Source organism: Cupriavidus sp. 8B (assembly GCF_054589115.1).
In genome coordinates, this window is record NZ_BAAILO010000447.1 from 30,770 (window position 1) to 40,713 (window position 9,944).

General features: G+C 66.3%; 10 protein-coding genes and 1 pseudogene. 4 read left to right on the top strand and 7 right to left on the bottom strand.

Annotated features, from left to right (window positions below):
• The first annotated feature begins 165 nt into the window (after positions 1 to 165).
• On the top strand, positions 166 to 810 hold the full coding sequence (locus ACYP5B_RS43485) for an OmpW/AlkL family protein (protein ID WP_400094730.1): 645 nt from the start codon (positions 166 to 168) through the stop codon (positions 808 to 810).
• Between the two features lie 62 nt (positions 811 to 872).
• On the opposite strand, the gene ACYP5B_RS43490 is transcribed toward ACYP5B_RS43485, so the two are convergent.
• Both ACYP5B_RS43490 and ACYP5B_RS43495 read right to left on the bottom strand, forming a co-directional pair.
• The gene (locus ACYP5B_RS43490) at positions 873 to 1,568 is read right to left on the bottom strand and encodes an HD-GYP domain-containing protein (protein WP_400094728.1); all 696 of its coding nucleotides are present in this window, start codon (positions 1,566 to 1,568) and stop codon (positions 873 to 875) included.
• A 169-nt stretch (positions 1,569 to 1,737) separates the two neighbouring features.
• Positions 1,738 to 3,234 (bottom strand): AMP nucleosidase, encoded by a 1,497-nt coding sequence (locus ACYP5B_RS43495; RefSeq protein ID WP_400094726.1) that lies wholly within the window; start codon positions 3,232 to 3,234, stop codon positions 1,738 to 1,740.
• Positions 3,235 to 3,407: 173 nt separating this feature from the next.
• On the opposite strand from ACYP5B_RS43495, the gene ACYP5B_RS43500 reads away from it, so the two are divergent.
• Both ACYP5B_RS43500 and ACYP5B_RS43505 read left to right on the top strand, forming a co-directional pair.
• Positions 3,408 to 3,797 carry a GNAT family N-acetyltransferase gene (locus ACYP5B_RS43500; protein ID WP_318231458.1) on the top strand — a complete coding sequence of 130 codons (390 nt, stop codon included), beginning with the start codon at positions 3,408 to 3,410 and terminating at the stop codon, positions 3,795 to 3,797.
• Positions 3,798 to 3,852: 55 nt separating this feature from the next.
• Positions 3,853 to 4,287 carry an EamA family transporter gene (locus ACYP5B_RS43505; RefSeq protein ID WP_318231459.1) on the top strand — a complete coding sequence of 145 codons (435 nt, stop codon included), beginning with the start codon at positions 3,853 to 3,855 and terminating at the stop codon, positions 4,285 to 4,287.
• A 33-nt stretch (positions 4,288 to 4,320) separates the two neighbouring features.
• Here ACYP5B_RS43505 and ACYP5B_RS43510 read toward each other — a convergent pair.
• The 5 genes and pseudogenes from ACYP5B_RS43510 to ACYP5B_RS43530 all read right to left on the bottom strand — a co-directional run.
• Positions 4,321 to 4,695, bottom strand: a pseudogene (locus ACYP5B_RS43510) (MBL fold metallo-hydrolase); the annotation flags it as partial.
• A complete protein-coding gene (locus tag ACYP5B_RS43515; protein WP_400094769.1) occupies positions 4,696 to 5,289 on the bottom strand; it encodes a hypothetical protein in 594 nt (197 codons plus the stop codon). It abuts the pseudogene before it with no gap.
• A 514-nt stretch (positions 5,290 to 5,803) separates the two neighbouring features.
• A complete protein-coding gene (locus ACYP5B_RS43520; protein ID WP_318231461.1) occupies positions 5,804 to 6,790 on the bottom strand; it encodes a Bug family tripartite tricarboxylate transporter substrate binding protein in 987 nt (328 codons plus the stop codon).
• 101 nt (positions 6,791 to 6,891) lie between these two features.
• Positions 6,892 to 7,260 carry an AtuA-related protein gene (locus tag ACYP5B_RS43525; protein WP_400094724.1) on the bottom strand — a complete coding sequence of 123 codons (369 nt, stop codon included), beginning with the start codon at positions 7,258 to 7,260 and terminating at the stop codon, positions 6,892 to 6,894.
• Complete coding sequence (locus ACYP5B_RS43530; protein ID WP_400094722.1) at positions 7,257 to 8,618, bottom strand: acyclic terpene utilization AtuA family protein; 1,362 nt, start codon at positions 8,616 to 8,618, stop codon at positions 7,257 to 7,259. Before ACYP5B_RS43530 ends, ACYP5B_RS43525 begins: the two co-directional genes overlap by 4 nt.
• 206 nt (positions 8,619 to 8,824) lie before the next feature.
• Here ACYP5B_RS43530 and ACYP5B_RS43535 point away from each other — a divergent pair, with 206 nt between their 5' ends.
• Positions 8,825 to 9,721 carry a LysR family transcriptional regulator gene (locus ACYP5B_RS43535; RefSeq protein WP_400094720.1) on the top strand — a complete coding sequence of 299 codons (897 nt, stop codon included), beginning with the start codon at positions 8,825 to 8,827 and terminating at the stop codon, positions 9,719 to 9,721.
• Positions 9,722 to 9,944: the final 223 nt, after the last annotated feature.

The following is a 9,944-nucleotide window of genomic DNA, read 5'->3' on the forward strand; positions in this document are numbered from 1 at the left end:
GGCGCGTGCGCAAGCAGTGCAACGCGCACCGGGTACTGTCGCAAGGCCGCGACGCATGCACATGTGCGCGCCACCGATGCCCATCTTCTTGCTCTCGGTCAAGGCTCGACCGGAAACGCTCCGCCAAACTGTGCGTGAAGTTTCCTGAAACACGAGCCAACCATCATGAACAAGCGCCTGCTTACCCGCCTATCCAACACCGCCATCGCCACCCTTGCCGTGCTCGGCGCCGTTGCCGCAGCGCCCGCCGCCGCTGCCGATGACGCGCAGGGCAACTGGATGGTGCGCCTGCGCGGCACCTATCTCGACATGGCCGGCAAGTCCGACCCGATCGGCGGCGTTGGCGCCTCGGACCGCATCACGGTCAACAACAAGTGGATTCCGGAACTCGATGTCACCTACTTCTTCACGCCGCACATCGCTGCCGAACTGGTGCTGACCGTGCCGCAGAAGCAGAACGTCTACCTGGATGGCAACAAGATCGGCTCCTTCACCCATCTGCCGCCGACACTGCTGGTGCAATATCACTTCATGCCCAACGGCACCTTCCGCCCGTATGTCGGCGCCGGCCTGAACTTCACGCGCATCTGGGGCGCGGACATTGCCAGCAATTCGCTGACGCTCGATAGCTGGAGCGTGGCTCCCGCGCTGCAGGTCGGCATGGATTACAAGCTCACCAAGAACTGGTTCCTGAATGCCGACATCAAGAAGGTTTGGCTGTCGAGCGATGTCAAGGCGGCCGGCGTGAAGGTCTCGAACGTGAGCCTGGATCCCTGGCTGTTCAGCATGGGCGTGGGCTACCGCTTCTGACGAAACGCGGTACAGCGCGCCACGGCGCACCACGGCACAACGCACGCGCGGCAGATCCCGCGTCAGGCCCTGGCTTGACGCGGGATCTGCCGCAATACGTCCCGATTCAAGCCGTAGAAGCGCGCGACCACGGCCATCTCGGAGCCGGCGGACAGCAGCGCCTGCGCTGAACGCCGGCTGCGCAATATCACCGGAACATTGGCGAGGAAGACGCGCGCCACGTCCGGGTCGAAATGCGTGCCGGATCCTGCCGAGATGATGGACAACGCATCGTCGTCCGTCATGCCGGGGCGATAGCAGCGCGACTCGGTCATGGCGTCGAACACGTCGGCGACGGCCACGATACGCGCGGCCAGCGGAATCTCATTGCCTGCCAGGCCACATGGGTAGCCGGTACCGTCAAAGCGCTCGTGGTGATGATGCGCGACTTGCGATGCAAGCCGAATCAGCGCGTGGGCGCTGCCGGCAAGTATGTTGGCGCCGATCTCGGCATGCCGCTCGATCACCTGCCGCTCCTCGGGGAGCAGCTTGCCAGGCTTGAGCAGTACGGCATCGGGGATGGCGAGCTTGCCAACGTCATGCACCGGCGTGGCGAGCCGTATGCGCTCGCAGTGCGCCGCATCCAGCCCCACCAGATCCGCAAGGCATGCCGCGATCGTCGCGGTGCGAACCAGATGGCCCGATGCATGCGGATAGCGCAGGCAGCCGGCAAGCGTCAGGCTGGCCAGCGTAACAACCGCATGGTGATTCTTAGTCATTGTGCTAAAGCGGGGCGAAGCGCGCGATTCTATGCCTGCCGGGGCCTATCGCCAATAGCTGATGGCGTTCTGCCTTCGTGGCCACGCGCTCGCCTGCCTCGGTCCCCCCGAGGGGAGAGCGAGTGACAGCCGTCGTCATTGCAGACGGTTCTGGCGTATCCTGTCGAGCCTAACGGAACGCCGGCTCGTCGAAGCTGCGCAACTTACGCGAGTGCAACTGCTCGGCCCCGCCTTCGCGCAAGATACGAATCGCCTCCAGCCCGATCGACATATGCTGGCTCACCCGCTGCCGATAGAACGCATTGGCCATGCCGCGCAGCTTGAGCTCACCATGCAGCGGCTTGTCGGACACGCATAGCAAGGTGCCGTAGGGCACGCGCAGCCGGAAGCCGTTGGCCGCAACCGTGGCGCTCTCCATGTCGATGGCAATCGCGCGCGACTGGTTGAAGCGGGCGTACAGCGCCTTGGACTTGAGTTCCCAGTTGCGGTCGTCGGTGGAGACCACGGTGCCGGTGCGCATGCGGGTCTTCATCTCGTTGCCGGACAAACCCGTCACGCGTACCACGGCCTCTTGCAGCGCGACCTGGATCTCGGCGATAGGCGGCACCGGCACCCAGGGCGGCAGGTCGTGATCGAGCACGTGGTCGTCCCGCACATAGGCGTGTGCCAGGACGTAATCGCCGAGTTGCTGCGAGCGGCGCAGGCCGCCGCAGTGCCCGACCATCAGCCAGCAATGCGGGCGCAGCACGGCAAGGTGGTCGGTCATGGTCTTGGCGTTGGACGGGCCCACGCCGATATTGACCAGCGTGACGCCAAGCTTGTCCTCGCGCACCAGGTGGTAGGCGGGCATCTGCGGCAGCGCGCGCGGGCGCAGGGCATCGTCGGGCTCGGCCTCGCCGCGCTCTTGCATCACATCGCCGGGTTCGACGAAGCGCACGTGGCCGTCGGCGCCTTGCGCGTCTTCGGCTGCCATCAGCGAGCGGCCGAGCGCGATGAACTCGTCGACGTAGCGCTGGTAGTTGGTAAACAGCACGAAGCGCTGGAAATGCTGGGGCGCGGTGCCGGTGTAGTGATAGAGCCGCTGCAGCGCCAGGTCCACGCGCTCGCCGGGGAACATCGAGAGCGGCCAGGCTTCGCCGGGCACCGGCTCGTAGGTGCCGTTGGCGATGGCGTCGTCGATGCGGCTCAGCTCGGGCAGCACGAACGAGGCCTCGAGCTCGCGCGCCTGGGTGTAGCTGATGTCGGTGGTGGAGGCTTCGATGACAAACGGCAGCGGGATCGGCCGACGGCTCACGCCGACCACCACGGGCACGCGGTGGTAGCGTATCAGGCGCTCGATCTGGTCGCGGTAATAGTCGGCCAGCAGTTCGGGGCGGGTGACCGTGGTGCCGTAGACCCCGGGGTAGGCAACCGTGCCCCAGGATGGCCGGCTGTCGGTGACCATGGTTTCGAGATTGACCGAGATGCCCAGGTAGGGATAGCAGGCATGCGCCGCGGACGGCAGCGGCTGCCCCTGGGCGAAGGCGTCGAAGCGCGCGCGGATCGCGCCAACCGAGGCATCGTAGATTTCACGGATGCGAGCCAGCGCCGCGTCGGCGTCGGAGAACTCGGCCAGCTGATCGGCCGGATGGGCGGAAGAGAAGATCGAGGCATTCATGCGAAACATGATACCCCGCTATAGAGCGGAAGCAACATGGCCTGTCGCAAATTGACGGGCCTTCGCGCGCTCGCTACACTGCCAGCAGTCTTTTTTGCGGCCCCGCGCCGCACTCGCCTCGTGACGCCCTCCATTAGAAGGGAAGCGCCGAGTTGCTGTATCTGCTTGCATGGGGAGCCCCGATGGAAATCCGCAATCTGCTGCCAGAAGAGATCGAGGCGGCCAGACAACTCCTTGCGGCCAACGGGTGGGCCCACCGCGTTGCCAACACGGAGCGCTTCGCCCGGCTGATCGCCAATTCGCAACGGGTGGTGGTGGCGGTCGATAAGGGACAGATCGTCGGTTTCGCGCGGGCGCTGTGCGACGACATCTCCAATGGTTACCTGTCGATGGTCGCGGTGACGCCGAGCCATCGCCGCCGCGGCATCGGCCGCGCGCTGGTGCGCCACATCGTCGGAAACGATCCCGATATCACGTGGGTGCTGCGCGCCGGGCGCTCGTCCGAGGCAGCTTTCTTCGGGCAGCTCGGCTTTGTGCCTTCGCTGGTGGCCATGGAACGCCGGCGCACCTGAGTCCTGCCTGGCGGGCTGGCTTGCCACTCAAACCTTGATCAAGCACAACAACACCTTGGCTTCTTCCACCGGTTGGTTTCATTGGGCGTTGCTGTCGGCCGTATTTGCCGCGCTGACGGCGATCTTCGCCAAGATCGGGCTGGAAGGCATCAACTCGGACCTTGCCACGCTGGTGCGCACGGCGGTGATCATCGTGGTGCTGAGCTTTTTCGTGGTGCTCACGGGCAAGTGGAGCAACCCGCTCGCGCTGTCGCCGCGGACCTGGATCTTTCTTGTGCTCTCCGGACTTGCCACCGGCGCCTCCTGGGTATGTTACTTCCGGGCGCTGAAGATTGGCGATGCCTCGAAGGTGGCTCCGGTGGACAAGCTGAGCCTGCTGCTGGTGGCGGTGTTCGCCGTGATCTTCCTCGGCGAACGCCCCAGCCTGCGCGAGTGGGCCGGCATCGCGCTGGTCGGCGCCGGCGTGCTGGTGCTGGGGTTCAAGCGCTAAGCGGCAACCCCGGCACATCGCGCCGCATCGACACTACCGGTCCGTGCGCAGCGGCCCGTATTCCACCGGCACCCAGGCGTAGCCCTTGCTCTCCACGCGCACACGGCCGATCCCCGGGAACGGCAAGTGAGCGCCCGCCACCCACAGCTTGCCGCGCGCGGCATCGGCGAAGAGCTTCTTGCGCGTATGCACCGCCAGCGTGCTGTCCACATCGAACTCCAGCGCGACCTCCGGGCGGCGGAACTGCACCGCGTGGCTGTGCACGATATCGCCCCACAACAGCAGGCTTTGATCGCCTGACTTGAACAGGTAGCCACGGTGGCCCGGGGTGTGCCCATGCGCCGGCACCGCGCTCAGGCCTGCCACCAGCTTGTCGCCTTCGCCGAAGGTGCGCAGCCGGCCGGAAGATCAACGCTTGTCGTGCGTGGCACCGGACCGCAGGTACGCCAGCACCGGTGCCAACTGTGCCAGTGCCGGAGCCTGCTCGCAAACTTGCGCGGCAGTGCTCCAGGGATAGGGCAGGCGGGCCAGCCAGCCGTCGAGCACCGGCCGCGCGGCATCCGGCGGCATCACTTCCATGGCCTCGATCACGATGGTGAGTGCTTGCACGCGCCGGGCGCCTGCCTGTGCAGAGAATTCCCATGCGTAGCTGCCGCAGCCCACGCGCACGCCACCGCTGGCTTTGTCGGTCATGCCGACCAGCCAGTCGCAACCATAGCGTTGCGCGTCGCCCGCGGGCGGGGCCTCTGCCAGGCAGAACGTATAAACGTTGTCGTAGCTCTGGCCAAAGCGCCGCACCAGCACGTCGCTGATCGCGGCCAGGCCTTCGCTGCGGGCCGGGAACGCGATGGCCTCGGACTTGACCGTCATCTCCAGCGTGGCATCGGCGGCGAAGGCCTGCGCCATCAGGTGGGGGCGGTTCTCATCCTTGGCGCGGATATAGGTGCGGATCAGGGCCTGGGGATCGAGGGAGCCGGGAAGCGTCGATGCGGGTGCGTTCATGCGTGCCTTGCGGGTGCCCGCGGCTGGCCAGAGGCTGCTGCGCGGCAATTGTTGATAGGTTGCCGGCATGGTAGCCCGTCTCTCGCGTCAGCGGCGGCGCGGCCCTCCCGCCAGCAAGGTTGCCAGTGAATGCGCCGGATTCCCCCGGCGGCACCCGCCTGGATAACTTTGTTTCAAGTCCTTTCGTCACGAGCACGTCATCAAGCCGACATAGATTGTGATCTTTCCGCCGCCCGCCCTTACAGGTGGGCGGCAAACAAGAACAACGAACGGGTGAGAGATTGATGATCAAGCGACAGCAATGGGCTGCAGTGGCCTGTAGCCTGGCGCCGCGGCGCTGGGCGGCCTGACGGTGTTCAACGAGACGGAGTTCACGGCGCTTTCGCAGCCGGTGGGCAGCGCCAAGCCCGGCAAGCTGCCGTATGCGGTGGGATACAAGGCGACGCTGGCCCAGTAAGCTGGCCTGGCTGCCTCGCCGTGCGGGTGGATCGCACGGCGAGGCGCCGGCCACGCCTTATTCAGGCTGGATATTGGCGGCCTTGATGATGCGGCCCCACTTGGCCGATTCCTGCGCCTGGAACTTGGCCAGCTCGGCCGGCGTGCTGGTAAACACTTCGGTGCCGGTGGACTGGTAGAAGTTTGCCGCGGTGTCGCTCCTGGCCGCCTTCACCATCAGGGCGTTGAGCTTGTCCACCACCGGCTGCGGCGTCTTGGCCGGGGCGTAGGCGGCGAACCAATAGCTCATCTCATAGCCCTTGACGCCGGCCTCGTCGATGGTCGGCACGTTGGGCGCCAGTGGCGAGCGCGTCTTGCCCGACACACCCAGCGCCTTGAGCTTGCCGCTCTTGACCTGGGGCAGGCCAGTGGCGGTATCGGTGATCATCATCTGGATCTGGTTGCCCAGCAGGTCGGTGACGGCCAGCGGGTTGCTCTTGTAGGGCACGTGCAGCAACTGCACATGCGCCATCTGCTGGAACAGCTCACCGGCGATGCGCGAGGACGAGCTGCCGCTGCCGAAGCTGAGCTTGCCCGGCTCCTTCTTGGCCAGCGCGATAAATTCCCCCACATTGTTGACCGGCAACTGCGGGTTGACCACCATGATCTGGCCGCCACGGCCCAGCGCGGTCACCGGAACGTAGTCCTTGACCGGATCGTAAGGCAGCTTCTTGAACAAATGCTCGTTGGCCGCATGCGTGGTGTTGGTGCTGATCAGCACGGTATAGCCATCGGGGCTGGCCTTGGCCACGTCGCTGGCGGCGATAAAGCCGTTGGCGCCGGGCTTGTTGTCGACCACCACCGTCACCTTGGCATCCACCGTAATGGCCTGGCCGATCGCGCGGGCGAGCTGGTCGGTGGCGCTGCCGGCAGCGAACGGCACCACGAAGCGAATCGGCTTGTCCGGGAACTCCGCGTGCGCCGGGCCGGCCAGCAGCGCGAGCGCGGCGGCGGCGATGCCGGTGACCACCTTCAGGCGGGAAGCGGGCTTGGTGTATGCGGACATCTTTGGTCTCCTGTTCGAATTTGGAATCGCTGTGGTTTGTCGTTGTGGCTTGTCGCTTTACTTCGGTGTTCTGCTTCGGCGTTCTGCTTCGGTGTTCTCGTTCAGCCGGCGTCGTCCAGCCGCGGGGGCAACGGGAGTTCCAGTTGCAGCAGCAGGAAGGACAGCGCCTTGCCGTGCGTATCGAGGTTGAGCGCATCGTTTACGCCACCGTCGAGCACGCCGTCGATGACGAAGTTCATCGCCTGCAGCGAGGGCACCAGGTAGCGCTTGACCGCCGCCGGCTGGCGGTAGCGGAACAGCGCCGCCACCGCGTCCTCGGTGACATGCGCGACAAGGTGATCGAAGTCGCGCGCGTCGTAGGCAATCACGCTGATGTTGGAGCGATCCCCCTTGTCGCCCGTGCGTCCGTGCGCAAGCTGGTAGAGCGCGATGGTGGCGGGGGTAGTGGTGGGGATAGTGGTAGCGTTCATGGCAGCAGGGTGTGGCTTGCGGTGACGGCGCTGCGCGGCACCAGGCAGGACATGGCGTTCAGCCGCGCGCGCAACGCGGTGCGCACGCCGCCGCCGCCGGCGGGGCCGCAGGTGTACAGCGCGTTGACTTCACGCAGCAGCGCTTCGGCCACGGGCTTGTCCTCATGCGCCAGCGCGGCGCGCAGGCGCACATCCCGCGCCTGTGCCTCGCCGGGTTGTGTCTGTTGCAGCAGGCGGCCGCCATCGTCGGCAAATACGCTCAGCACGCCAATCAGGTCGAAGCGGATCGGCACCGCATGGCCGAGCAGATGCATGCGCTTGCGCACGATCTGGGCGGCCAGGCGCGCGCGCGCCGCGGCATTGGGGCCGGCGTAGGAGATCTCGCCTTCGGCGATCCAGCCGCCTTCGTAGAACAGGTTGGCCTTGAGCTGCTCGGGCCGCTCGCGGCCGCGCACATTGCGCACCGCCACGCGGTCCGGGCCGATCTGCTCGACCGTGGCCGCGCTGATGTCGGCGATAACGTCGGGCGTGAGATAGGCGGCGGGGTCGTGCACTTCGTAGAGGAGCTGTTCCTTGACCGTGCGCAGGTCCACGCAGCCGCCCGTATCCGCCGCCTTGCCCACTTCGATATTGCCGTCTTCGTCCAGGCACACGATGGGATAGCCAACGGCGTGCACATCCGGCACGTCCTTCATGCCGGGATCTGCGAAATAGCCGCCGGTGACCTGCGCCCCGCATTCCAGCAAATGCCCGGCCATGGTGGCGCGCGCCAGCCGGTCCCAGTCCTGCCACGACCAGCCGAAGTGCGCCATGGCCGGGCCGACCGCCAGCGCGGGATCCGCCACGCGGCCACAGACTACTACCTGCGCGCCGGCGCTCAGGGCGTCGGCAATGCCCTGCGCGCCAATATAGGCGTTGGCACAGACAAAGCGCGCCTCCGGAAAGCCCGTGCCGACGATCTGCCGGAGCACGGCGCGGCCGGCATCGTGCGAGAGATCGTCGCCCTCCACCACCGCCAGCCGTGGCGGCGCCAGGCCCAGCTCCGCCGCCAGCGCACGCACGCGTTGCGCCGCAGCATGGGGATTGGCCGCGCCAAAATTGCCGACGATGGGAATGCCGTTGGCCAGGCAAAGTCCCAGCACCGGCGCCAGCAACGCGTCGAGCAGGGGCTCGTAGCCGTGGGCGGGATTGTTGCGGCGCGCTAGCTGGGCCAGCGCCAGCGTGCGTTCGGCCAGCGTCTCGAACATCAGCACGGCCGGCCCGCCCGCTGCGATCAGCGTGCGCACCACGGGCAGGGCGGCGTCGGTGCGGTCGCCGGAGAAGCCGGCGCCGGAGCCGATCAGCAAAGGGGCGGTCATAGGATGAAAGCCTGGTGAGAACCGGGTGAAGAAGGGCATGCCGCGCGCGGGAATGCGGCAGATGGAGCCATTCTAGACGCGACGCCGTCAACCAAAAAGCGGATAATTTGGATTAATCTATCGGTTTTCCAGATGAAATCAAAGCCACTGGCCACCGCGTTTCGCGGTCCGCCAAACGCGGATCTTACCTGCCCGGGCGCCTGCCAATGAACCTCTCCGTCAAACACCTGCGCGCCTTCGTGGCCCTGGTCACGCACCGCAACTTCACCCGCGCGGCGCAGGCCTGCCACCTGTCGCAATCCGCCTTCAGTGCGCTGATCCAGACGCTGGAGGAGCAGGCCGGCACTCGGCTGTTCGAGCGCACCACGCGCCATGTGGAACTCAGCGTGGAAGGACGGCGTTTCGAAGAAGTGGCGGCACGGCTGCTGACCGATTTCGAGACGGCCTTCGCCGAACTGCGCGACCATGCGGAGCGGCGCAAAGGACGCGTGTCGATCGCCGCGCTGCCCTCCCTGGCGGCAGGCGACCTGCCGCCGATCCTGGCCGCCTTCCACCAGCGCTATCCCGGCATCGCCATCGAACTGTTCGACCTGCTGGCGGACGGCTGCATCGACCTGGTAAGGCGCGGCCGCGCGGATTTTGCGCTGGCGCCCGCCCCCGCGCAGGACAGCGACCTGCGCATCGAGCCCCTGGTAACGGACACCTTCCACCTGGTCTGCCCCGCGGACCATCCGCTGGCCCGCCGCCGCCGTGTGACGCCGCAAGCGCTGGCAGGCCTGCCCTTCATCCAGCTCTCCCGGACCAGCAGCGTGCGCCAGCACCTGGATGCCGCGCTGCATCCGCTCAAGCTCAATGGGGTCATGGAAGTGGAACACCTGGCCACCGTGGCCGCGCTGGTAGCCGCCGGGCTTGGCGTGACCGTGGTGCCGGCGCTGGCGCTATTCCAGTTCCAGCAAGAAAGCCTGGCGATCCGGCCAATGCAGTTGCCTTCGCTGGTGCGTGATATCTGCCTGGTGCGGCTGAAGGAGAGGGGAGACTCGACGGCGGCAGCCGCGATGATTGAAGCGCTGCAAGCGCATTTCAAGAAGGGGAAGGCAGCGTGATCAGGAGACGCTTCCAAACCCACCAAAACCAGCAAAACCAGCAAAACCAGCAAAACCAGCAAAAGCGGTAGCGCCAGCCCAACGATTCGGCGTGGCCGTGATTTCCGCCCCCAGGCGGCAATCACCCGCCCGCGATGCGCAGCGAGCCGTCAAGGTTTTCATCTCCCGTTATGGGGCGCCTCGTCGGCAGGCAAAAAGAGCGGAAAAGAGGGGGCCATGTCTG